The sequence below is a fragment of the Phenylobacterium sp. genome (assembly GCF_036723115.1).
GTDB lineage: Bacteria > Pseudomonadota > Alphaproteobacteria > Caulobacterales > Caulobacteraceae > Phenylobacterium.
Genome location: NZ_DAIMHV010000022.1, coordinates 1 through 21,647 on the forward strand (window position 1 = coordinate 1; position 21,647 = coordinate 21,647).

20 protein-coding genes and 1 tRNA gene are annotated in these 21,647 nt (G+C 69.6%); 10 read left to right on the top strand and 11 right to left on the bottom strand.

Translation table 11 applies throughout. From position 1 onward, the window contains the following. The first annotated feature begins 3 nt into the window (after window positions 1-3). Complete coding sequence (locus V7D28_RS04345) at window positions 4-903, top strand: MBL fold metallo-hydrolase (RefSeq protein WP_333586161.1); 900 nt, start codon at window positions 4-6, stop codon at window positions 901-903. A gap of 74 nt (window positions 904-977) precedes the next feature. Here the strand turns inward: V7D28_RS04345 and V7D28_RS04350 are convergent, their stop codons facing one another. Beyond that, entirely contained in the window at window positions 978-1,358 is a 381-nt protein-coding gene (locus tag V7D28_RS04350) for a hypothetical protein (RefSeq protein ID WP_333586136.1), read from the bottom strand. Window positions 1,359-1,417: 59 nt separating this feature from the next. Next, complete coding sequence (locus tag V7D28_RS04355; RefSeq protein WP_333586137.1) at window positions 1,418-3,256, bottom strand: long-chain-fatty-acid--CoA ligase; 1,839 nt, start codon at window positions 3,254-3,256, stop codon at window positions 1,418-1,420. A gap of 325 nt (window positions 3,257-3,581) precedes the next feature. On the opposite strand from V7D28_RS04355, the gene V7D28_RS04360 reads away from it, so the two are divergent. After that, window positions 3,582-4,664: a 3-deoxy-7-phosphoheptulonate synthase gene (locus V7D28_RS04360; protein ID WP_333586138.1), complete on the top strand. Its 1,083-nt coding sequence runs from the start codon at window positions 3,582-3,584 to the stop codon at window positions 4,662-4,664. 52 nt (window positions 4,665-4,716) lie between these two features. On the opposite strand, the gene V7D28_RS04365 is transcribed toward V7D28_RS04360, so the two are convergent. Both V7D28_RS04365 and pdxH read right to left on the bottom strand, forming a co-directional pair. Beyond that, the gene (locus V7D28_RS04365) at window positions 4,717-6,204 is read right to left on the bottom strand and encodes a bifunctional aminoglycoside phosphotransferase/ATP-binding protein (RefSeq protein WP_333586139.1); all 1,488 of its coding nucleotides are present in this window, start codon (window positions 6,202-6,204) and stop codon (window positions 4,717-4,719) included. Window positions 6,205-6,214: 10 nt separating this feature from the next. Continuing rightward, window positions 6,215-6,889, bottom strand: coding sequence for a pyridoxamine 5'-phosphate oxidase (gene pdxH / locus V7D28_RS04370; protein WP_333586140.1), 675 nt, complete (start codon window positions 6,887-6,889; stop codon window positions 6,215-6,217). 82 nt (window positions 6,890-6,971) lie between these two features. On the opposite strand from pdxH, the gene V7D28_RS04375 reads away from it, so the two are divergent. Beyond that, window positions 6,972-7,697, top strand: coding sequence for a J domain-containing protein (locus V7D28_RS04375; RefSeq protein WP_333586141.1), 726 nt, complete (start codon window positions 6,972-6,974; stop codon window positions 7,695-7,697). Between the two features lie 6 nt (window positions 7,698-7,703). Here V7D28_RS04375 and V7D28_RS04380 read toward each other — a convergent pair whose 3' ends face one another. Next, window positions 7,704-7,970: a hypothetical protein gene (locus V7D28_RS04380; protein WP_333586142.1), complete on the bottom strand. Its 267-nt coding sequence runs from the start codon at window positions 7,968-7,970 to the stop codon at window positions 7,704-7,706. Window positions 7,971-8,075: 105 nt separating this feature from the next. Here V7D28_RS04380 and aroC point away from each other — a divergent pair, with 105 nt between their 5' ends. The 3 genes from aroC to V7D28_RS04395 all read left to right on the top strand — a co-directional run bounded on the left by aroC (window position 8,076) and on the right by V7D28_RS04395 (window position 10,192). Further along, entirely contained in the window at window positions 8,076-9,185 is a 1,110-nt protein-coding gene (aroC, locus tag V7D28_RS04385; RefSeq protein ID WP_333586143.1) for a chorismate synthase, read from the top strand. Window positions 9,186-9,357: 172 nt separating this feature from the next. Next, entirely contained in the window at window positions 9,358-9,873 is a 516-nt protein-coding gene (locus V7D28_RS04390; RefSeq protein WP_333586144.1) for a response regulator, read from the top strand. Between the two features lie 97 nt (window positions 9,874-9,970). Next, a complete protein-coding gene (locus V7D28_RS04395) occupies window positions 9,971-10,192 on the top strand; it encodes a hypothetical protein (RefSeq protein ID WP_333586145.1) in 222 nt (73 codons plus the stop codon). A gap of 33 nt (window positions 10,193-10,225) precedes the next feature. On the opposite strand, the gene V7D28_RS04400 is transcribed toward V7D28_RS04395, so the two are convergent. From V7D28_RS04400 to queC, 3 genes are read right to left on the bottom strand one after another with little or no spacing between them, the layout of a single operon-like run. Then, on the bottom strand, window positions 10,226-10,597 hold the full coding sequence (locus tag V7D28_RS04400; RefSeq protein ID WP_333586146.1) for a 6-pyruvoyl trahydropterin synthase family protein: 372 nt from the start codon (window positions 10,595-10,597) through the stop codon (window positions 10,226-10,228). A gap of 27 nt (window positions 10,598-10,624) precedes the next feature. Next, complete coding sequence (queE, locus tag V7D28_RS04405) at window positions 10,625-11,257, bottom strand: 7-carboxy-7-deazaguanine synthase (RefSeq protein WP_333586147.1); 633 nt, start codon at window positions 11,255-11,257, stop codon at window positions 10,625-10,627. Further along, a complete protein-coding gene (queC, locus tag V7D28_RS04410; RefSeq protein ID WP_333586148.1) occupies window positions 11,254-11,982 on the bottom strand; it encodes a 7-cyano-7-deazaguanine synthase QueC in 729 nt (242 codons plus the stop codon). The genes queE and queC overlap by 4 nt, the downstream gene beginning before the upstream one ends. A gap of 380 nt (window positions 11,983-12,362) precedes the next feature. Here queC and V7D28_RS04415 point away from each other — a divergent pair, with 380 nt between their 5' ends. The 3 genes from V7D28_RS04415 (at window position 12,363) to V7D28_RS04425 (ending at window position 17,321) form a co-directional block, all read left to right on the top strand. After that, the gene (locus V7D28_RS04415; protein ID WP_333586149.1) at window positions 12,363-14,885 is read left to right on the top strand and encodes a TonB-dependent receptor; all 2,523 of its coding nucleotides are present in this window, start codon (window positions 12,363-12,365) and stop codon (window positions 14,883-14,885) included. A 173-nt stretch (window positions 14,886-15,058) separates the two neighbouring features. Further along, on the top strand, window positions 15,059-16,153 hold the full coding sequence (locus tag V7D28_RS04420; RefSeq protein WP_333586150.1) for a response regulator: 1,095 nt from the start codon (window positions 15,059-15,061) through the stop codon (window positions 16,151-16,153). A gap of 40 nt (window positions 16,154-16,193) precedes the next feature. Continuing rightward, on the top strand, window positions 16,194-17,321 hold the full coding sequence (locus V7D28_RS04425) for an NAD(P)/FAD-dependent oxidoreductase (protein ID WP_333586151.1): 1,128 nt from the start codon (window positions 16,194-16,196) through the stop codon (window positions 17,319-17,321). A gap of 31 nt (window positions 17,322-17,352) precedes the next feature. On the opposite strand, the gene V7D28_RS04430 is transcribed toward V7D28_RS04425, so the two are convergent. From V7D28_RS04430 to V7D28_RS04440, 3 genes are read right to left on the bottom strand one after another with little or no spacing between them, the layout of a single operon-like run. Beyond that, entirely contained in the window at window positions 17,353-18,582 is a 1,230-nt protein-coding gene (locus tag V7D28_RS04430) for a PQQ-dependent sugar dehydrogenase (RefSeq protein WP_442957891.1), read from the bottom strand. Between the two features lie 57 nt (window positions 18,583-18,639). After that, window positions 18,640-20,337: an asparagine synthase (glutamine-hydrolyzing) gene (gene asnB, locus V7D28_RS04435; RefSeq protein ID WP_333586153.1), complete on the bottom strand. Its 1,698-nt coding sequence runs from the start codon at window positions 20,335-20,337 to the stop codon at window positions 18,640-18,642. Continuing rightward, window positions 20,337-21,365 carry a glycosyltransferase gene (locus V7D28_RS04440; RefSeq protein ID WP_333586154.1) on the bottom strand — a complete coding sequence of 343 codons (1,029 nt, stop codon included), beginning with the start codon at window positions 21,363-21,365 and terminating at the stop codon, window positions 20,337-20,339. The genes asnB and V7D28_RS04440 overlap by 1 nt, the downstream gene beginning before the upstream one ends. A 171-nt stretch (window positions 21,366-21,536) precedes the next feature. On the opposite strand from V7D28_RS04440, the gene V7D28_RS04445 reads away from it, so the two are divergent. Continuing rightward, window positions 21,537-21,613: transfer RNA gene (locus V7D28_RS04445), tRNA-Met, on the top strand. The last annotated feature ends 34 nt before the right edge of the window (window positions 21,614-21,647 follow it).

Genomic DNA, 21,647 nt, shown 5'->3' on the forward strand with positions numbered 1-21,647 from the left:
CCCATGATCCCCTATGTCCGCGATCTGGACTTCGAGTACGGCCGTTGCGATCAGGTCTCGCCCCTCATCCGGCGGGTGATTGCGCGCAATCCCGGCCCCTTCACCTTCACCGGCACCGGCACCTACATCATCGGCCGCGGCGAGGTGGCGGTGATCGATCCGGGGCCGGACCTGGACGACCACCTGGAGGCCCTACTGGCGGCCCTGGAACCCGGCGAGCGGGTCAGCCACATCCTGGTCACCCATCACCACAGCGACCACTCCCCCCTGGCGCGGGCGCTGAAGGCCAGGACCGGGGCGCCGATCTATGGCTGCGCGGTGGGCATGGCGGCCGAGGAATCGACCATCCGCACCGAAGCCGGGGCGGATTTCGACTTCAGGCCCGACATCGACCTGTGCGGCGGCGGCCAGGTGATCGAGGGGCCCGGCTGGACGCTGGAGGCGGTGGCGACGCCGGGCCACACCTCCAACCACATCTGCTTCGCCCTGCGCGAGGAGAACGCCTTCTTCTCCGGGGACCACATCATGGGCTGGTCCACCACGGTGATCACCCCGCCGGACGGGGACATGACCGACTATATGGCCAGCCTCGAACTGGTGAAGGCCAGGGGCTATGACGTGCTCTGGCCCACCCACGGCCCGCCCATCCTGGAGGTCACGCCCTTCATCGAGGCCTATGCGGCCCATCGGCGGGCGCGGGAGGCTCAGGTGCTGAAGGCGGTGATCGACGGCTACGGGAAGATCACCGAAATGGTCCCCGTCCTCTATGCCGACGTGGATTCACGGCTGCATCCGGCTGCGGCCCGCTCCGTCTTCGGGCACATGATCGACCTGGTCCGCCGAGGCAAGGTGGTCACCGAAGGAGAGCCCCGGATCGACGGGACCTATCGCCCCGCCAGTTGAGCCTGCTGCACGAGGGGATGTCGTGACATCCCCTCGTGCGCCAGGTCTTCTGGCTTAGCCCAAGGCGTTGCGCCTCAGACCCCCAGCCCGCCCGTGCCGGCTAGGATGGCCAGGGTCACGGCGCTGACCAGCACCGCCAGGAGGGCCAGGCCGCCGAAGCGCCGGAAGCCCGCCAGCGCCGCGGCGATCAGAGCCGCCACGCTGGTGGCCGCGCTGGCCAGCGCGATCTGCGGCGCCCAGGTCAGGGCCGCCTGGGCGGTGGCGCCGTTCACCAGGCCATAGCTCCAGCCATAGGCGCCCAGCGCCCAAAGCGCACCCGGCGCCACGGCGACGGCCAGGGCGAGCGCGATCACCAGGCCCGCCAGCCCCCCTCGCCCGCCCCGGCGCGCAGGCTCGGCCGGGCGGGGAATGAACAGGGGCGAGTCCGCCGAAGCCGCGGCGGCGGGCGCCGCCATCGGCGCCTCGGCCGGCTCCGGCGCCGGCTCATAGGCCGGCCATTCAGGCTGTGCGGCCTCTACGGCCGCGACGCCGGGAAAGGGCCGAGGGCGTCCGCCTGGGCCTCCTCTGTGGGGAGCTGAGGATCGGGCGTCGCCACCTCGCTCACCGACGCATTGGCGCTGGCCGGGGTCCAGGCCAGCGGCTCCGCTGCAGGCTCCGGCCCATGCTCGGGCTCAGGCGCATAGAGCTTGGGCGAGGCCGCCACCAGAGGCGCGGCCGGGGCCGGCTCAGCGGTGGGCAGCCGGTAGTCGGCCATCTGGTCGCGGATCAGCTTCTTGTCGATCTTGCCGGTGGCGCCCAGGGGAATGTCGTCCACGAAGACGACGTCGTCGGGCATCCACCACTTGGCGATCTTCCCCTCCAGGAAGGACAGGAACTCCTCCTTGGTGGCGCTCTGGCCCTCACGCAGCTTGACCAGCAGCAGGGGCCGCTCGTCCCACTTGGGGTGATGGACGCCGATCACCGCCGCCAGGGCGGCCTTGGGATGGCCCGCCGCCAGGTTTTCGATCTCGATGGAGCTGATCCATTCCCCGCCGGACTTGATGACGTCCTTGGCGCGGTCGGTGATCTGCATGAAGCCATGCTCATCGATGGTCGCCACATCGCCGGTGTCGAAGAAGCCTTCGCCGTCCAGCAACTGGCCGCCCTCGGCCTTGAAATACTCACCCACCACGAAGGGACCCTTGACCTTCAGTCGTCCGAAGGTGGTTCCGTCGTGGGGCAGACGGGCTTCCCCGTCATCGACCAGCTTCATCTCGATGGCGAGCGGCGGACGACCTTGCTTCAGCTTGTAGCGAAGCTGGTCCTCATCGCCCATGGCGGCGATCTTGTGGTTGGGCGTGGCCTGGGTGCCCAGCGGCGAGGTCTCGGTCATGCCCCAGGCGTGGGTCACATCCACCCCGTACTCGTCGCGGAAGCCGCGGACGATGGATTCCGGCACCGCCGAGCCGCCGATCACCACGCGCTTGAGCGAGGTCAGCTTTCCCCCCGACTCCCGCAGATGGGTCAGCAGCATCTGCCAGACCGTGGGCACGGCGGCGGAGAAGTTGACCTGTTCGCTCTCCAGCAGCTCGTGCACCGAAGCGCCGTCGAGCTTGGGCCCCGGCATGACCAGCTTGGCGCCCACGGCCGGCGCCGAGAAGGCGATGCCCCAGGCGTTGGCGTGGAACATGGGCACCACCGGCAGGATGCTGTCGGCCGCCCCCACCCCCAGCACGTCCGAGCCCATGGTCACCAGGGTGTGCAGGAAGTTCGAGCGGTGGGAGTAGAGCACCCCCTTGGGATTGCCCGTGGTCCCGGAGGTGTAGCAGAGGCCGGCCGCGGTGTTCTCGTCGAAGCCGCCCCACGCGCAGTCGGGCGAGGCCTCGGCCACCAGGGTCTCGAAGCACAGGGCGCCGTCCAGGGGACAGTCGGCCATGTGGGCCTCGTCGGTCATCACCACATAGTGCTCGACCGTGGGCAGCTTGTCCTTCAGGGCCACGAGGATCGGCAGGAAGGTCAAGTCGGTGAAGATGACCCGATCCTCGGCGTGGTTGATGATGTAGGCCAGCTGCTCGGGGAACAGACGCGGGTTCAGGGTGTGGCAGACCGCGCCGATCCCCATGATCCCGTACCAGGCTTCCAGGTGGCGGGCGGTGTTCCAGGCCAGCGTCGCCACCCGGTCGCCCCGCCGGACGCCGAGCTTCAGCAGGGCGTTGGAGAGTCGCTTGGCCCGCTCGTGGACCTGGGCGTAGGTGGTGCGGACGATGGGGCCTTCAACGCTGCGGGTGACGATCTCGCGGTCGCCATGCCAGGCCTTGGCGTGATCGAGGATCTTGTCGACGGTCAGCGGCCAGTCCTGCATCAAGCCGAGCATCATTACCTCCCAATAGGTTATCGGCGTTTCGTTGCCGCCTAAGCTAGGTTTGCGAACCCTTTAAGGCAACGCGGGTCGCGCCGCAGGGCGGGCGGGGCAAAGTCTTTCTCTTTTGGGGTGACAACCGCCGCGCCGGTGGTTATTTGTTGCGCCGTAATGACTCCGAACGCCGCAACCTACCTCTTTTGGTATTTTGGCTATCCGACGCCCCTGGCGGAGGACGGAGTTCTGCTGACGTAAACCACGTCGAGACGAACCCCATCAGCCGCCGCCGATCCGGCGGCTTTTTTTATGGCCCGCCGGTCGGCTCCCCACCGAGAGCCCCATGACCCAAGCGCCTTCCACCGACGACCTTCGCATCCGCTCCATCAAACCGCTGACTCCGCCCGCGGAGATCATCGCCGCCCATCCGGCCAGCGCGCGCGCTCTGGGCGCCGTCACCTCCGGCCGGGCCGCCGCCCAGGCGATCCTCCATGGCCGGGACGACCGGCTGCTGGTGGTGATCGGACCCTGCTCCATCCATGACCCGGACGCGGCCATGGAATACGCTCACCGTCTCGCCCCCCTGCGCCGCCAGCATGCGGGGGAGCTGGAGATCCAGATGCGGGTCTATTTTGAGAAGCCCCGCACCACGGTGGGCTGGAAGGGGCTGATCAACGATCCGGGCCTGGACGGCGGTTTCGCCATCGATCAGGGACTGCGGATCGCCCGCGGCCTGTTGGCCGACATCAATGACCTGGACCTGCCCGCGGCCTGCGAGTTCCTGGACGTCACCACGCCCCAGTACATCGCCGACCTGGTGGCCTGGGGCGCCATCGGGGCGCGCACCACCGAGAGCCAGATCCACCGCGAGATGGCCTCTGGCCTTTCCTGCCCGGTGGGCTTCAAGAACGGCACTGACGGCAATGTTCAGATCGCCGTGGACGCCGTGCGCGCCGCCAGCCAGCCGCACCACTTCCTGGCGGTGACCAAGGAAGGCCGGTCGGCCATCGCCTCGACGGCGGGCAACGCCGACTGTCATGTCGTCCTGCGCGGCGGGGCCCAGCCCAACTATGACGCCGTCAGCCTGGCGGCGGCCGCGGGCCTGCTGGCCAAGGCGGGCCTGGCCGAGCGGCTGATGATCGACGCCAGCCACGCCAACAGCCTGAAGAAGCCGGAAAACCAGCCCGCGGTGATCGCCGATCTGGCCGACCAGATGGCCGCTGGCGAGGCCAAGATCATGGGGGTGATGGTGGAAAGCCACCTGGTGGCCGGCCGCCAGGACCTGGTCCCCGGCAAGCCCCTGACCTACGGCCAGTCGATCACCGACGGCTGTATCGGCTGGGACGACTCCGTCCAGGTCCTGGACCGACTGGCCCAGGCCGTCGCCGCCCGCCGGCGGGTGAGCGCTCAACGCGAGCCGGCCTGAACGGGCGAGCCGGCCTGAACGGGCGAGCCGGCCTGAACGGGACGCTCGGCGCTCAGGCCGGACGCTGCGCCCAGGCCTCGGCGGCTTCGGCCGCCGTGCCTGAGGCGTCCAGTCGCATCCAGTCCAGGTCGCCGACGCCGCGGTCGAGCTGCATCTGCAGGGTCTCCACCGTGGCGTCGGAGGCGTCGCCGTGGCGCGCCGCAATGCGCTGGGCCAGGATCTCCGCCGGCGCCTCGAGCCAGATTCCCTCAAACGGCACGCCCGCCCGGGCCGCCAGCAGCCGCGCGCGGCTGCGCAGGCCAGGCTCGATGAAGGTGGCGTCCAGCACCACCGCGCGCCCCGCGCCAAGCGCCTGGCCCGCCTCGTTGAACAGGGTGTCATAGACCTGCTCGTAAAAGCCCGGGCCATAGGCCGCCGCGGGCAGCCGGCTGTCGGGGGGCACGCCCATGAGGCGCTTGCGCACCTCGTCCGTACGCAGGATCACCGCGCCCGGCGCCGCGCCCAGGCCCGGGGCGATCAGGCGGGCGACGGTGGACTTGCCGGTGCCCGAAAGCCCGCCCACCGCCAGCAGGCTGGGGGGCGGCGGATCAAGGTGAGCCAGGGCTGCATCGAGATAGGCGCTGGCCGAGGCGTCGTCATTCACATGGGCCCAGACATGGGCGCGCACGGCGGCGCGCACCGACATCATCAGCGGCAGGGCCGCCAGCCCATCCCACAGTTCGGGGCCGAAGCTGCGGGCGGCCTCGTCCAGATAGGCCGCAAGCACGCGTACCGCGGCGTCCCGGCGGCGGCGGAAGTCCAGGTCCATGAGCAGGAAGGCGATGTCGTACTGGACGTCCACCTCCGAGAGGGTGTCGTTGAACTCGATGCAGTCGAACAGGATCGGGCGGCCATCCTCCAGCAGGATGTTGCCCAGGTGGAGATCGCCGTGGCAGTGGCGGGCGAAGCCGCCGGCGGCGCGGGCGTCCAGCAGGGCCGACTGTCGATGGAACGCCGCCTCAGTGGCTGCGACCACCGCCTCGACGCGATCGGGGCCCAGCCGGGGCGCCAATTCCCGCAACAGATGGGCGTTGGAATCGATGGTGAACTTCAGCGCCCGCCCGCCGCCGCCCTCCGGGCGGAGCGGGGCCGAAGCGTGGAAGCGGGCTACGGTGCGGCCGAGGGCGTCGGCCAGCGGCCCGTCCACCGCCCAGGGCCGGGCGGCCAGGACGGCGGTTTCATCGAAACGCCGCATCTCCAGGGCGTATTCCACCGGCTCGCCCGCGCCATCCAGGGCCAGGGCGCCATCGGCCTCGCGGGTGATGGCGCGGACGGCGCGGTAGATGTCGGGGGCTGCGGCGCGGTTGAACCTCAGCTCGCGGTCCAACGCCCAGCGCCGCAGCTCCAGGGTGGAATAGTCCAGATAGCCCAGCTCCACCCGGCGCTTGATCTTCAACGCCCGGTCGCCGCCCAGGAAGACGCGGGCGCAGGCGGTGTCGATCCTCTGATCGGCCTGGCGCTCCAGCCAGGCGGCGATCTCGGTCTCCTCGGGGTCGATCACGGCAAGGGCCTCAGGGGAAGAGCCGCTCGGTGGTCCAGCCGCCGGCCGCCTGGCGGAACACCAGGCGCTCATGCAGGCGGAAGGGCCGGTCGCGCCAGAACTCCATGACCTGGGGCGCCAGGCGAAAGCCCGACCAGTGAGGGGGGCGAGCAACCTGGCCCAGGCCGAACTTCAGGCCCACCTCGGCGATCTTCTTCTCCAGGGCCAGCCGGTCGGGCAGCGGCCTCGACTGGGCCGAGGCCCAGGCGCCGATCTGGGCGGGACGGGCGCGGGTGGCGAAATAGGCGTCGGCCTCCTGGTCGCTCACCGGCGTGATGGCGCCGCGCACCCGCACCTGACGGCGCAGCGACTTCCAGTGAAACAACAGGGCCGCCTGGGGGTTGGCCGCCAGCTGCCGGCCCTTGGCGCTTCCCAGGTTGGTGTAGAAGACGAAGCCGCCCGGATCGACATCCTTCAGCAGCACCATGCGCACGTCGGGCAGGCCGGCCTCGTCCACGGTGGCCAGGGCCATGGCGTTGGGATCGTTGGGCTCCTTGGCGCCCGCCTCCTTCAGCCAGTCGGCGAAGAGGGCGAAAGGGTCGTCCTCCGACAGAAGCGGCGGCGGCTCAGCGGCGGTCACCTGGCGGACATAGTCGTCCTCGCTGGGCGAGGCCGGGATGAGCGGGTCGTCGGGGGTCTTGGACATGGCTCAAGCCTCATAGCGCGCGGCGCGCCGGTCGTCAGGGGTTTAACGGGGCGTTGAGGGCCGAGCCTCTAAAACCCTGCCCATGAGCGGGGCGGAAACGGCCATGTCGGTGCGCGAGGCGCGCAAGGCGCTCGGCGTCGGCGCCCAGGCCACGCCGGGCGAATTGCGCCGCGCCTTCCGCCAGGCGGCCAAGTCCGTGCATCCGGATCGTCCCGGGGGCGACGCGGAGGCGTTTCGGCGGCTCGTGGCGGCCTATGACCTGCTGCGCACCGCCGCCGCAGCCCCGCGAAAATTCATACAGCCCCCTGCGCCTCGCCCACCCTCCCGTGCGGCCCAAGGAAGCGTGGGCGATCCCCATACGCTGTCGGTGCCGCCGCTGGTGGCCTTCGCCGGCGGCGCGGTGGAGCATCGGCTGTCCGATGGACGAAAGCTGCGGATCAGCTGTCCCCCGGGCCTGCGGGCCGGAGACCGGCTGCGGGCCGGAGGTGAAGTCCTCACCGTGGCGGTCCGCGGCGACGGCGCGCTGATCGTGCGAGGCGACGATGTCTGGCTGACGGTCCGCCTGGACCCCGCCCTGTTGAGCCAGGGCGGTCGCATCCAGGTGGAGACCCCTCTGGGACCCCGAGACATTTGGATCACCCGCAAGGCTCTGGAACGGGGGCTCGTCCGTCTGGAAGGCGGCGGCCTGCCGGCCAGGGGCCGGCGGCGGGAGGGCGACCTCTTCATCCGGCTCGAACCGGCGGGAGAGGCCGCCTCCAGCGCCGCGCGCACCCTGCTGCGCCGCTTTGCAGCGGCCTGGGCGGCTTAAGGGCGATCAGTCGTCGCGATCACGATCGGTGATGGCGAAGTTCAGGTCGAGGTCGAAATCATAGACCCCGTCGGCGCACTTGGCGTCTTCCACCTCATAGCCCTTCAGCCGGCCGTCATCGGTCTCACGCTCGATCTTGCGGGGATCGCTGCAGCCTTCGGCCACCAGCACGGCAAGGATGCGGGCGCGTTCGTCGGGGGTGGCGGGCTCGTCAGCGTGGGCGGCGGCGGTGGGCAGAAGAAGGGCGGCGGCGGCGAGAAGGGCGAGGCGCATCAAGGGCTCCGGGATTTCTGAATACGGGTCAGAACCCAACCCCCCTGAAAGACCCAGGTTCCCGGCCCCGTGGCGCCCGCGCAGAAATGCGCTAAGAGCGCAGCCATGTCGCACAACACCTTCGGCCACCTGTTCCGTGTCACCACCTGGGGCGAAAGCCACGGCCCGGCCCTGGGCTGCGTCGTGGACGGTTGCCCCTCCGGCCTGCCCCTGCGGGCCGAGGACATCCAGGTCTGGCTGGATCAGCGACGGCCGGGCCAGGGCAAGTTCGTCACCCAGCGCCAGGAACCGGACGCGGTGCGCATCCTCTCGGGCGTGTTCGAGGACGAACGCACCGGCGGCCAGGTGACCACCGGCACGCCCATCTCGCTGATGATCGAAAATGTCGATCAGCGCAGCCGCGACTATTCCGAGATCGCCCAGGCCTTCCGGCCGGGTCACGCCGACTATGCCTATTTCGCCAAGTACGGCGTGCGCGACTATCGGGGCGGGGGCCGAGCCTCGGCCCGGGAGACCGCCGCCCGGGTGGCCGCCGGCGCCGTGGCGCGCAAGATCCTGGACGGCGTCACCATCCGCGCCGCCGTGGTGCAGATCGGTCCCCACGCCATCGACCGCGCCCGGTTCGACTGGTCGCAGACGTCGGAGAACCCCTTCTGGTGCCCGGACCCGGAAACCGTGCCGGTCTGGGAGCGCCACCTGGAGAGCGTGCGAAAGGCCGGCTCGTCCACCGGCGCCATCGTCGAGGTGGAAGCCCTGGGCGTGCCCGCCGGCTGGGGCGCGCCCATCTATGGGAAGCTGGACGCCGAACTGGCCGCGGCGCTGATGTCGATCAACGCCGCCAAGGGGGTGGAGATCGGCGCGGGCTTCGACTCCGCCGCCCTGTCGGGCGAGGAGAATGCCGACGAGATGCGCCTGGACGCCAACGGCCGGCCGGTCTTCCTGTCCAACAAGGCCGGCGGCGTGTTGGGCGGCATTTCCACCGGCCAGCCTGTGACCGCCCGGGTGGCCTTCAAGCCCACCTCATCGATCCTCACCCCCCGCCGCAGCCTGAACGAGGCGGGCCAGGAGGTGGAGCTGCGCACCAAGGGCCGCCATGATCCCTGCGTGGGCATTCGCGCCGTGCCGGTGGTGGAGGCCATGACCGCCTGCGTCCTGGCCGACGCCTGGCTGCGTCACCGTGGGCAACAGGGAGCGGACGCAGTCGCCTTCCGATAGGCGGCGTCCTCGGCCAGCCTGGGGTGCGCCCCTCACGGCCGTCCGCCGAAAATCCCCATTTTGCGTAGTCGCCCGGTTTGGCGATTGACCGCCGCGTTCAGTTAACCCAAATCAGCCCGCGGTCGGCGAACCTGACCCCACGACAGAAGACCCCGCAGAATAAGAGGGCTCAGTGCGCTACGACCTCATCCGGATTCTGATTGTCGATGACAATCACCACATGCGCGTCCTGCTGGTGGAGATTCTGCGGGCGATCGGCGTGGTCCACATTCATGAGGCGTCCGACGGGGCCGAGGGGCTGCAGAAGCTGCGCAACCACCAGATCGACATCGTCATGACCGATCTGTCCATGCAGCCGCTGGATGGCATCGACTTCATGCGCCTGCTGCGCAATTCCCCCGACAGTCCCAACGCCATGATCCCGGTGATCATGATCACCGGCCATTCCACCATGCGGCGGGTGAATGAGGCGCGCGACGCCGGCGTGAACGAATTCCTGGCCAAGCCGCTGACCGCCCGCGGGGTGCTGGAGCGTCTGACCCGCATCGTCGAGCATCCGCGGCCGTTCATCCGCACGGCGGACTATTTCGGCCCCGATCGCCGGCGGCGCAACGATCCCAAATTCGCCGGCCCCTGGCGCCGCAGCAGCGACACCCCCAAGCCGGCCGCCTTCGATCTGGACGTCTGAGCCCGCGGCGCCATTTGGTCAGACTTCCGCGTCACAGTGGCGAGGTTACAGGCTGACGCCGCTGTCGGTTCCCAGCCTGGCTTGGGGGAAGTCTCACATGGCGGCCAAATTCGGCGTCCTGGCCCGCTGGGCCATCATCGCAGCCCTCGGGCTGAGCCAGGCAGCTTGTGTGGCCGCCGCCGTGGGGGCCACGGCCGGCGTGGCCATCGGCGTCACAGGCGCTGCTGTCGGGGTCGCCGCCAAGGGGGCGGGGATGGCTGTCGGCGCCGTCATCCCTGATGGAGACGACGATGAGGATGAAAAGCGCCGCCGGCGCTAAGCCGCCAGTCGCTCGCCGAACCTCACCGCCCTCTTAGAGATTAAGCGCGCAGCTCTCGCCGATGGTCGGCCGCGACACCCGGATGCGGGACAGTCCCGGAAAGCGGGCGCTCAGCCGCTCGGCGAAATAGAGGCAGAGGTTTTCCAGGGTCGGGCTGGCGAGGCCGGGCTTTTCGTTCAGAAGCCCGTGGTCCAGTTCCAGCGCCACCGCCCTCAGGGCCTGGTCCAGCTCGGCCAGATCGGCCACCCAGCCCACAGGGGGCTGCGGCGCGCCGGCCACCGTGGCCTCCACCTGGAAGGAATGGCCGTGCAGGCGGGTATAGGGGCTCTCGGCCGGGCCGTCGGGCAGATAGTGGGCCGCGTCGAAGGTCGCGACCTTGGTGATCTCGAAGTGCTGCGATGTCATGGCTTGGAGGGGCCGCCGCGGCGGCCGTCAGGGGATGCCCAGGAATTTGTGGGTTTGCACGCTTAAACGCCACTGGGGGTGGGCAAGGCAATAGGCGATCGCCGCGGCGGTGGCCGCCGACCGCTCCGGCCCATCCATGGGCTGCAGATAGAAGCGCTCGAAATCGAGATCCGCGAACCGCGCCGGATCGACGCCAACCTGCGGATAGACGAGTTTCAGTTCCTGGCCCGAGGTCTGGGCGAGCGGGGCGTCGGCCTTGGGGCTGACGCAGATCCAGTCCAGTCCCTGCGGAGCCGCCAGGGTGCCGTTGGTCTCCACGGCGATGCGAAAGCCACGGGCGTGCAGGGCCTCGATCAGGGGGCTGTCCAGCTGCAGCAGGGGCTCGCCGCCCGTGCAGACCACCAGGCGGCTGGCCTCTCCCGGTCCCCAGGCTGCGGCCACAGCCTCGGCCAGATCGTCGGCGGTGCGGAAGCGCCCGCCGCCAGGACCATCCATGCCCACGAAATCGGTGTCGCAGAAGGTGCAGACCGCGCTCGCCCGGTCCTGCTCGCGCCCCGACCAGAGATTGCAGCCGGCGAAGCGGCAGAAGACCGCCGCCTGGCCGGCCTGGCCGCCCTCCCCCTGCAGGGTCAGGAAGATCTCCTTGACGGAATAGGTCACGGCGCCAGCCCCGGCCGGCCGGCGGCGACCCAGCTGGTCCATCCGTTGGCCCGCAGCTCGCAGGCCGGGCAGGCGCCGCAGCCATAGCCCCAGTCATGGCGGCGGTCCCGATCTCCGCGATAGCAGGTGTGGCTCTCCTCGCAGATGAGGTCCACCAGCGGCGCGCCGCCCAGGTCCTGGGCCAGGGCCCAGGTCTCGGCCTTGGTCAGGGCCATGAGCGGGGTCTGGATGCGGAAGTCCTGAGCCATGCCGAGGTTCAGCGCCCGCTCCAGGGCCTCGATCGTGTCGCGCCGACAGTCGGGATAGCCGGAGAAGTCGGTCTCGCACATCCCGCCCACAAGGTCGCGCAGGCCCCGCCGGTCGGCCAGGGCCGCGCCATAGGTCAGGAAGACAAGGTTGCGCCCCGGCACGAAGGTGGAGGGCAGACCCTTCTCGGTGATCTCGAAACTGCGCTCGGAGGTCATGGCCGTCTCCGCGATGGCGCCGAAGCCCGTGAGGTCGATCAGATGGTCGGGGCCCAGGCGGCCTGCCCAGTCGGGGAAGGCGGACAGGATGGCCTGGCGCACGTGCTGGCGCGCCTCCATCTCCACCGCGTGGCGCTGGCCATAGTCGAAGCCGACCGTCTCCACCCGGTCATAGCGCGCCAGGGCCCAGGCGAGACAGACCGAGGAGTCCTGTCCGCCGGAAAACAGCACCAGGGCGCTCTGGTTTCGGGAAGGGGTCATCATGGCCCCCATATGCGCTCCCGGGCCCCACAGGAAAAGGGTGGGCGTGTTGGCGGACGCACGCTTCGTCGGGGGTCCGACTCAGACCTCAGGGACGACCAAAGCGGCTGCCGGTCAGATGTCGATCAGCGCGCCAAATCCCTTATCACGTAAGGGAAAGCGCGAGAATAACGCGGTTCAGTTTTGTTCGCCGCGCACTAAAGCGCGATATTTCCGCCACGGCCGCGCCAAACTTTCGCCAATTCGACGGGCGCGGAGAAACTTGGGTTTGACGCCCGCAGCCGACCTCCACAGCTTGGCGCCGCTTCGCCGCTCCCCCGGCGGAGGTCTCATCGCAAAATAGAAAATTCGGGCGGTCCCCTGGCCGCCTGGGAGGACCCATGTCGCTCACGCAAAACGGTTTGCGCACCCTGCTCGTCGCCAGCGCGTCTGTCGCCGCCCTCATCGCCCTGCCCGCCGCCGCCCAGAGCTCGGCCGCGTCCGAGCCCTTCACCATCCAGGAACTGGTGATCACCGCCGAAAAGCGGGAACAGGCCCTGCAGGACGTGCCCGTGGCGGTCTCGGCCTTCACCTCGGAGCAGCGCGACACCAAGGGCATCACCAACATCCAGGACTTCGTGAACTTCACGCCCGGGATGAACTATTCCGGCACCGACCGGGTGTCCCTGCGCGGCGCGGGCCGCAACACCTTCTATATCGGCAATGATCCGGGGGTGGCCGCCTATTCGGACGGCTTCTATTCGGCCAGCTCGTCGGAGCTGTTCAAGACGCCGCTGTTCATCGAGCGCACCGAAATCCTGCGCGGCCCCCAGGGCACCCTCTATGGCCGCAACGCCATGGGCGGGGCGATCAACCAGATCTCCAAGCGCCCGGCCCAGGACTTCTCCGGCGAGCTGCGCGCCGCCGTGGGCAATTTCGAATACACCCGCGTCGAGGGCGTGGTCTCCGTCCCCGTGGCCGACAACCTGCGCTTCAAGGTGGGCGGCAACCAGGAATGGCAGCGCCGCGGCTTCATCGAGAACGTCGGGACCGCCAACGAAGGCGCCTCCATCAAGCGCACCTATTTCGAAGCCCAGATGCAGGCCGAACTGGGCGAGGATGTGGACGTCTGGGTCCGCTACAACCGCTCCACCTGGGACGACAGCATGGGGATCGGCGACCGCCTCGCCAACCTCGTCACGCCCTATGACACCACCCGCGCCTTTCAGCCCATCGGGGGCCTGGTGACCAACAACCAGTTCGGCGAGACCCGGGTCAATCCGGGGGTGAACAACCCCTATGTCCAGAACACCAATCGCGACGGCTACGGCGCCCTGCGCGGCAACCATGTGCTGACCGGCCAGATCACCTGGGACCTGGGCTTCGCCGACCTGAAGTACATCGGCGGCTATCAGCAGTACGACTATCAGACCGGCGGCGACTACGACCTCACCAGCCGCACCGCGCCCATCACGGTGGCCGGCGTTCCCGGCATCTTCGTGGATTACACCACCGACTTCTACGAAACGAAGAAGTACTACTCCAACGAGCTGAACCTGACGTCCAATTCCGAGGGCCCGCTGCGCTGGATCCTCGGCGTCTATCAGTACGAGGAGGACTACACCCAGCGCATCCAGCTGGGGAATCCGCAACAGGTCCAGATGGCGAGCCCCTGCTTCTTCGGCGGGGCGACCAATCCTTGCATCGCCGCCCCGGCCAACCCGTCGCGGAACTTCGCCGACAATCAGGCCGAGCTGAACTCCAAGGCCTGGGCCGTCTTCGGCCAGATGACCTATGAGTTCAACGACGCCTGGGCCCTGACGGCGGGGCTGCGCTACACCAAGGACGAGAAGGAAGGCTTCGAGTATCAGCGCCTGGTGCTGTTCTCGCCTGCCGGCCCCTTCGGCCCGGCCCTGGGCGGCGCCTTCGCCTTCGACGTCTCCACCGACCTGCAGCCCGGCACGCCCGGCGTCCAGAACAGCCGCCGCCTGTCCGACAGCTGGGACGCGGTGACCGGCGTGCTGAACCTGGACTGGACCCCGGACAACGACACCCTGGTCTATGGCAAGTACAGCCGCGGCTACAAGTCGGGGGGCTTCCTACTGGGCACGCTGGCGCCCAAGCCTGAGGGCGATGCGGAGTTCGTCAACGCCTATGAGCTCGGCCTGAAGAAGACGATCGCCCGCCAGCTGATCGTCAACGCCTCGCTGTATTACAACGACTACACCGACCTGCAGCTCAACCTGCAGCAAATCAATGCGGCGGGCACCGCGGCGGCCAACAACTTCATCAATGTGGACGCCCGCGCCTATGGCCTCGAACTGGAGACCATCTGGCAACCGACCCGCGCGCTCTCCGTCTCGGTCAGCTACGGCTATCTGAACACCGAGATCACCCGCGGTTGCTGCTTCTACGACCCCGCCGATCCCAGCGCCCTGCTGGCCAGCGCCAGGCCCGCCGGAGGCAGCGCCGTCCAGAACGGCGTCCTCCTGCGGTTCCAGGACCTGAAGGGCTCGCGCCTCTTCCAGTCGCCGGAGCACAAGGTGGCGATCAACAGCAACTACACCTGGGACTTCGACGCCGGCTCGCTTGTCGCCTCGGCCACCGGCTTCTGGACCGACGAAACCATCTACCAGCCGTTCGAAAATCCGGCCTTCGCCGTGCCCTCCTACGCCACGGCCGATTTCCGCCTGATCTGGCGCGACATCGAGGATCGCTACTCGCTGATCGGCTATGTGAAGAACGCCTTCGACGAGGAGGGCTTCACCTCCACCAGCTCGACCAACCCCACGGCGGTGTTCGGCAATCCCAATCCGGGCCTCGTGGTGGGCGGCCAGTCCTATCTGCGCCAGACGGGCACGAGCATCAGCCGGGGCCTGATCCAGCCGCGGACCTTCGGGTTGGAGCTTCAATACCGGTTCTAGATCGCGTGTTCCGGTCGGCGGAAAGCCACGATCGGAGAACATCGGGCGGCGGGGCGACCTGCCGCCCGAATTCGTTTCAACAGATGCGTCAAAGCGCCCCGGCCGACTTAACAACTCCGCAAAGGGTTCTCCGGCATTGTTGCAGCCGGTTCAAAGAGTACTTCGGCTGCAGCATGCCCCTGTCCGAGTTCTTCGTGACGCGCCTTTCGGAAGAGATCCGCCTTCAGATCGAAGGTGTTCTCGCCCTGTCGCAGCGTCTGGGACGCCAGCCTCTGTCGCCGGATGCGCGGGCCTGCGCCGAAGGCGTGGAGGAGGCGGCCGCGGCCGTCGCGCGGCTGCTGACCGCGGCCGACGACCTGCGTCTCGCCAACCAGCAGAACCTCGTCATCCAGCCGGCGCCCGAAGGCCTGCGGGACTTCATGGACGCCGTGCAGGAGCGCTGGCGCGATCCCATCCGCAGCAGCGGCGCCACCCTGCTCTTCTCCTATGAAGGCGATCCGGTCGCCGCGGCCATGATCGATGCCCCGCGCCTCCACCAGGTGTTTGACGGTCTCATCAGCCGCGCCCTGGCCTGCGACTATGGGGGCGCTGTCGAAGCGGCCCTGCATGTGGCCGTCGCGGGTGAGTTGCTGCGCCTGGAGGGCCGGGTGCGCCATGCCGGCCTGCCCCAGCCGCAGGAAGCCGACCTGCTGTCGCCCGAGGTCGACGCCCGCTTCGGTCTGGAGGCCGCCATCAGCGCCGTCCTGGGCCAGCAGGCCCTGGACGCCATGGGCGGACGGCTGGCGATCGAGTCCAACACCGGCGGGGGGACCACCATGGTCTTCACCCTCGACGCCGCGCCGGCCTGCAGCGAAGCCGCGCCGGCCCACTCCGCACAGGAGCGCGCCGCCCACGTCCTGATCGTGGACGACAACGCCACCAACCGGATGGTGGCCGAGACCCTCTGCGAGATGTTCGACTGCACCGCCGAGACGGCCGTGGACGGCGTCGAGGCCGTGGAACTGGCCCGCACCGGTCGCTTTGACCTGATCCTGATGGATATCCGCATGCCGCGCATGGACGGGGTGGCCGCCACCCAGGCCATTCGCGCCCTGCCGGCGCCGGCCTGCCACACGCCGATCATCGCGCTCACCGCCAACGCCGACCCCGAGGACGCCGCCCGCTATCTGGCCGCCGGCATGATCAGCGTGGTGGAAAAGCCCATGAAGCCGGAAAATCTGCTGCGCGCCCTGCAGCAGGCCCTGGGGGAGTCGGCCGCCGCCGCCTGAGCATTTGCTTCGGCGCCGGAAAATGCTCTAGCCAGAAGTCATGGCCGATTTCGATTTTGACGCCCTGGTGGTGGGCGCCGGCGCCGTGGGGCTCGCCTGCGGATACGCCCTGACGCGCCGGGGGCTGACCGTAGCGGTCCTTGAGCAGGACGTGGCCATCGGCCAGGGGGTCTCTTCCCGCAATTCCGAGGTGATCCACGGCGGGCTCTACTATCCCACCGGCTCGCTCAAGGCGCGCCTGTGCGTCCAGGGTCGACGGATGCTCTATCCCTTCCTGGAAGCCCGGGGGGTGGCGTTCGATCGCTGCGGCAAACTGGTGGTGGCCAATGGCGACGACGAACTGGCGAGGCTCGAGCCCATCCTCGCCCAGGCGAAGACCAATGATGTGGAAGGCATGGAGAGGCTCTCCCGTCGCCAGGCCCTGGCCCTGGAGCCGGACCTCGCCTGCGACGGCGCGCTGATCTCGCCCCAGAGCGGGGTCTTCGACAGCCACGGCTACATGCTCGCCCTGCAGGGCGAGATCGAGGCCGGCGGCGGGGCGGTGGTCATCTCCACCCCTTTCGAGGGCGCGCAGGCCTTGCCGGGCGGCGGCTGGCGGGTTCACGCCGGCGGGGCCGAGCCCGTGGCCCTCAATGTCCGCCTGCTGGTCAGCGCCCCTGGCCTTTCGGCACAGGACGTGGCCGGCCGCATAGAGGGGTTGGCGCCCGCCGCCATCCCCAAGGGTCACTATGGCAAGGGCCGCTATTTCCGCCTGCAGGGCAAGGCGCCCTTCGCCCGCCTGATCTATCCGCCGCCGATCCCCGGCGCGCTGGGCACGCACTATCGTCGTGATCTGGGCGGCCAGGCCGTGTTCGGGCCCGATCTGGTCTTCGTCGATGAGCTGGACTACAGCGTCGAGCCGGACGCCGCGGCGGGCTTCTACGCCTATGTGCGCAAGTTCTGGCCGGGCCTGCCCGACGACTCCCTGTCGCCGGACTATGCCGGCATCCGCCCCAAGCTGCATGGACCAGGCGAGCCCCACCCCGATTTCCGCATCGATGGGCCCGAGGCCCACGGGCTGGAGGGCCTCGTCGCCCTCTTCGGGATCGAGAGTCCCGGCCTCACCTCCTCGCTGGCCATCGGCGAGGAGGTGGCCGGACGGCTGGGCCTGGGGCCGGGCGCGGGCTGAGCCGCCCCGCCCGAACCCGCTTTGGCCGCGGCTACTGCACCGGGACGATCTTGAGGATGCGGCCCTGGGCGCTGTCAGTGGCCAGATAGATGGCGCCGTCGGGGCCTTGGGCGACCTCGCGAATGCGCTCGTTCACATCCGTGGCCAGCCGCTCCTCGCCGGTGACCCGTTCACCGTCCAGGGTCAGGCGCACCAGGTGCTTGTCGCGCAGGGCGCCCACGAACAGGCTGCCCTTCCAGGCGGGGAACATGTCGCCGTCATAGAAGATCATGCCTGAGGGCCCGATCACCGGGTCCCAGTAATAGGCCGGCTGCTCCATGCCCTCCTGGGCGGTCTGACCCTGGCCGATGGCCGAGCCGGAATATTCCAGACCGTAGGCAATGGTGGGCCAGCCATAGTCCTTGCCGGCCTCGATGATGTTCAGCTCGTCGCCCCCGCGCGCGCCGTGCTCGATCTCCCACAGCTTGCCGGTTTCGGGATGCAGGGCCGCAGCCTGAACGTTGCGCACGCCGATGGCGAAGATCTCCGGCCGCGCGCCCTCGCGCCCGACGAAGGGATTGTCCTGCGGGATGGAGCCGTCGCGATTGATGCGCACCACCTTGCCCAAGGCCGAGCTCAGATCCTGAGACTGCATGCGGCCCTCCATGATGGAGCGCTCGCCCAGCGAGATCAGCAGCCGGCCCTCGCGATCGAACACCAGGCGATTGCCGAAGTGCTTGGTGGAATCGAGCGCCGGCTCCTGCTGGTAGATGACCTGGACGTTCTCCACCCGGGCGCGGGGGCCGTCCTCCACCAGCCGGCCGCGGGCCACGGCGGTGGAGTTGGCGCCCCCGTCGCGGGGCTCCGCATAGCTCCAGTAGATCAGGCTGTTCTGAGCAAACTCAGGGTCCAGCGCCACGTCCAGCAGGCCGCCCTGGTCTCGGGCGTCCACCTCGGGCAGGCCGGAGACAGGCTCGGACAGCTGGCCCTCGCCGGTGACGATGCGCAGGCGCCCGGGCTTTTCGGTCACCAGCATCCGACCGTCGGGCAGGAAGGCGATGGCCCAGGGCTTGTCCAGGCCCGTGGCCACGGTCTCCACCGTATAGGCGATATTGGCGCTCACCTCCGGCGCGCGCGTCTGGCCGGCGAAGGCCGGCTGCTGCGACGGAGCGTTGGCGGCGCGGGTTTCCCAGGGCTGGCCGGACGGGGCGGCCGCGCCGGTCTGGGCGGCGCTGTCCTCTCCTCCGCAGGCGGCCAGCACGAGCGCGAGCGCGGAGGTCATGAAAAGGTTTCGCATGGACAGGTCTCCCTCTGGTCGAGCTTCAAAGGCCCGAACGGTTCAATTCGTTCCCGCCACCAGGTCCAGGGCTTCGCCCGGGGCGGCGCCGTCCACATGTATGAGCGACCAGACCGCAAGGAAGAGCAGCGGCCATCGCGGCGCGCCGGCGGGCTCCAGAAAGGCGGCGCGAGCGGCCTCTTCCCCCATCACCTCGGCGATGGTTCGCACCTGACCAATCCGCGCGGCGATGGCCGGCGCCCGGGGCGCGATCCAGGCCTCCACCGGCACGGTGAAGCCTTGCTTGCGCGCCCAGGGAGCGGAGGCGGGACAGACGCCCTCCAGCCAGCGGCGCAGCAGCCACTTGCCATAGCGGCCGCGCACCTTGAACCGGTCGGGCAGGGAGAAGGCGAAGTCGGCCACCACAGGATCAAGGAAGGGCGTGCGCCCTTCCAGGCCGTGGGCCATGAGGCAGCGGTCGAGCTTGGTGAGCAGGTCGGCCGGCAGCCAGGTGGCGATGTCGGCGAACTGCGCCTGCTGCAGCCGGGTCAGACCGGCCGGCGCCGCAGCCTGGGCGCGCCAGCGGGCGAGAAGGTCGGGCGCGACGCCCCGCGGCTCGGCCGGCCGGCCGCCCAGCCAGCCCGGCCGCAGGGCCCGGCGATAGCGGCCATAGCCGCCGAACAGCTCATCGCCCCCCTCCCCGGTCAGGACGACGGTGAGCGTCCCGCGGGCGGCCTCGGCGAGCTTGTAGGTGGGCAGGGTGGCGTAGTCGGCGGTGGGGTCGTCCAGGGCCGCGGCCACCTTGGGCAGCAGGCTCCAGAAATCCGCCTCGTCGAAGCCCACCTCGCGCCAGTCCAGGTCCAGGCTGCGGGCGAGCCGCTCGGCCTGGGCCCGCTCGTCCCGCGCCCCGGGCGCGGTGAAGCCGCAGGTATAGGCCGTGACCGGGCGGGCGTTCAGCCGCGCCATGAGGGTGGCGATGGCCGCCGAGTCGATCCCGCCCGACAGAAAGAGGCCGTAGGGCACGTCCGATCGCTGGTGGACGGCGACGCTGTCTTCCAGCACCGCGTCCAGCCGCGCCGTCAGGCCCTGCTCGTCCCCCGTCCGGCGCACGGCGGGCGCGGGCAGGGCTGGCCGGGAAGCCTGGGGAACGAGCCGCCCCTCGACCACCTCGAACACCGCGCCCGGCGCCAGACGCCGCACGCCCAGGAAGGGGGTGGTTTCGGCCAGCAGATAGCCGAAGGCCAGGAGCTCCCGCCCAGCCTCTGGCGACAGACGCCGGGGAACCAGGCCCGCAGCCGCGAAGGCCCCGGCCTCCGAGGCGAAGGCCAGGCCCTCCTCCAGCTCCATCACATAGAGGGGCTTGATGCCGAAGGGATCGCGCACCAGCCAGGTGCGGTTGTCGGCGCCCACGAGGCAGAAGGCGTACATGCCCCGCAGCCGGTCGAAAGCCGCCGGCCCATCACGCCCGTAGAGATGCAGCAGGGGCTCGAAGTCCGACCCGGTGGCCAGCGCGTCTCCGAGGCCGGCCTCCTGGGCGAGTTCCAGATAGTTGTAGATCTCGCCATTGCCGATCACCACGCCGCCGGCCGCGTGCAAGGGCTGCCAGCCGCCCTGAAGGTCGATGATGGACAGGCGGGCATGGGCCAGGGACCGGCCGCCCCCCTCCTCCACCCGCACCCCGTCCGGGCCGCGATGGGTCATGGCCTCGATGAGCGGCCTGGCCGAGGCCGTCCCGTCCAGCACGCCGGCGATCGCGCACATCAGGCGGCTCCGTAATCGGCCAGCAGCTCCCGCCACTGGGCCACCACCGCGGCCTGGGAGAACTCGCCTTCCACCCGCGCCAGGCCGTTCTGCGCCAGGCGGATGCGCAGCATGGGGTCGTCCAGCAGCCGGCGCACCGCTGCGGCCAGGGCCTCGGCGTCGTCCACAGGAACCAGCAGCCCGTCATCACCGTCCCGGATCAGGGCCGCCGGACCCTGGCTGGCGGCGGCGGCCACGGGCAGGCCATGGGCCCAGGACTGGATGACCACATTGCCCAGGGGCTCGAAACGGGAAGGAAAGACGCAGATGTCGGCGGCCCGGTAGAGGGCCGAGGGGTCGTTGCGCCAACCCAGGAACCGCACCCGCTCGCTGACGCCCAGGGCCAGGGCCAGGGCCTTCAGCTTGGCCTCCTCTGGTCCTGCGCCTGCGATCCAGAGAAATGCCTCGGGCAGGCGGGTCAGGGCGTTCAGCGTGACGTCATGGGCCTTGGCCTCGTGCAGGCGCCCCATGGCCAGCAGCAGAGGCGCATCCCGGGGCGTGGACAGGCTCTGGCGGTCGGCGGCCACGGTCTCGGCCGGCGCCTCGGCGAAGTTGGGGATGTAGCGGACCTGGCCCGCGGGCCAGCCCTGGCGCACGATCCACTCGGCGATGTCCTCGGTGTTGGCCACCAGGAGGTCGAAGCCGCGATAGTATTTGAGCTTGTAATACCCCCCCAGCCGCCCGATGCGCGCCCAGGGACCGCGCGGCGTGTGACGGGCGGCGCGGTTCATCCAGGCGAGCGCCACCTTGGTCTCCTGCGCCCGGGCGAACCGGCCGACGCCGCGGCCGGTAAGGAGGTCAAGCGGCCCGCCGAAGCCGAAGGTGGCCGTCGGCACGCCGGCCTCCGCCAGGGCCGCCTGGCGGCGGGCATGAGGGCGCAGGGCTGCGGCCTGGGCGACGCCGGCCTCCGCCAGGGCGCGGGCCAGATCGACGAAGTAGGTCTCCGCCCCGCCGTCGCCGGCCGTTCCCAGAAGATGAAGCACGCTCATGCAGGCGCGAACCTAGAGCGCGATCTTGGAGGTGGGAACCGGTTATCGGCCAAAACAGAGCCCGTGTTCGCATCCTGCGCCGGCGGGGGTTTTCGTCGCGCCCAAGCGGCTTGATGCGCGCCAAAGGAATCCCTATAACCCGCGCCTCGCGCGTCAGCGGCGCGAACCCGTGGCTGGGTAGCTCAGCTGGTTAGAGCGGTGGATTCATAACCCACAGGTCGGCGGTTCGAGCCCGCCCCCAGCTACCACTCCTCACTTTGAAGTTGCGCAGGCATGAGCTTC

Bases quoted from the DNA above. Each gene is read 5' to 3' on its own strand.
- V7D28_RS04345 (WP_333586161.1), top strand. From the start codon at position 4: ATGATCCCCTATGTCCGCGATCTGGACTTCGAGTACGGCCGTTGCGAT.
- V7D28_RS04350 (WP_333586136.1), bottom strand. From the start codon at position 1,358: ATGGCGGCGCCCGCCGCCGCGGCTTCGGCGGACTCGCCCCTGTTCATT.
- V7D28_RS04355 (WP_333586137.1), bottom strand. From the start codon at position 3,256: ATGCTCGGCTTGATGCAGGACTGGCCGCTGACCGTCGACAAGATCCTC.
- V7D28_RS04360 (WP_333586138.1), top strand. From the start codon at position 3,582: ATGACCCAAGCGCCTTCCACCGACGACCTTCGCATCCGCTCCATCAAA.
- pdxH (WP_333586140.1), bottom strand. From the start codon at position 6,889: ATGTCCAAGACCCCCGACGACCCGCTCATCCCGGCCTCGCCCAGCGAG.
- V7D28_RS04375 (WP_333586141.1), top strand. From the start codon at position 6,972: ATGAGCGGGGCGGAAACGGCCATGTCGGTGCGCGAGGCGCGCAAGGCG.
- V7D28_RS04380 (WP_333586142.1), bottom strand. From the start codon at position 7,970: ATGCGCCTCGCCCTTCTCGCCGCCGCCGCCCTTCTTCTGCCCACCGCC.
- aroC (WP_333586143.1), top strand. From the start codon at position 8,076: ATGTCGCACAACACCTTCGGCCACCTGTTCCGTGTCACCACCTGGGGC.
- V7D28_RS04395 (WP_333586145.1), top strand. From the start codon at position 9,971: ATGGCGGCCAAATTCGGCGTCCTGGCCCGCTGGGCCATCATCGCAGCC.
- V7D28_RS04400 (WP_333586146.1), bottom strand. From the start codon at position 10,597: ATGACATCGCAGCACTTCGAGATCACCAAGGTCGCGACCTTCGACGCG.
- queC (WP_333586148.1), bottom strand. From the start codon at position 11,982: ATGACCCCTTCCCGAAACCAGAGCGCCCTGGTGCTGTTTTCCGGCGGA.
- V7D28_RS04415 (WP_333586149.1), top strand. From the start codon at position 12,363: ATGTCGCTCACGCAAAACGGTTTGCGCACCCTGCTCGTCGCCAGCGCG.
- V7D28_RS04420 (WP_333586150.1), top strand. From the start codon at position 15,059: ATGCCCCTGTCCGAGTTCTTCGTGACGCGCCTTTCGGAAGAGATCCGC.
- V7D28_RS04425 (WP_333586151.1), top strand. From the start codon at position 16,194: ATGGCCGATTTCGATTTTGACGCCCTGGTGGTGGGCGCCGGCGCCGTG.
- V7D28_RS04430 (WP_442957891.1), bottom strand. From the start codon at position 18,582: ATGACCTCCGCGCTCGCGCTCGTGCTGGCCGCCTGCGGAGGAGAGGAC.
- asnB (WP_333586153.1), bottom strand. From the start codon at position 20,337: ATGTGCGCGATCGCCGGCGTGCTGGACGGGACGGCCTCGGCCAGGCCG.
- V7D28_RS04440 (WP_333586154.1), bottom strand. From the start codon at position 21,365: ATGAGCGTGCTTCATCTTCTGGGAACGGCCGGCGACGGCGGGGCGGAG.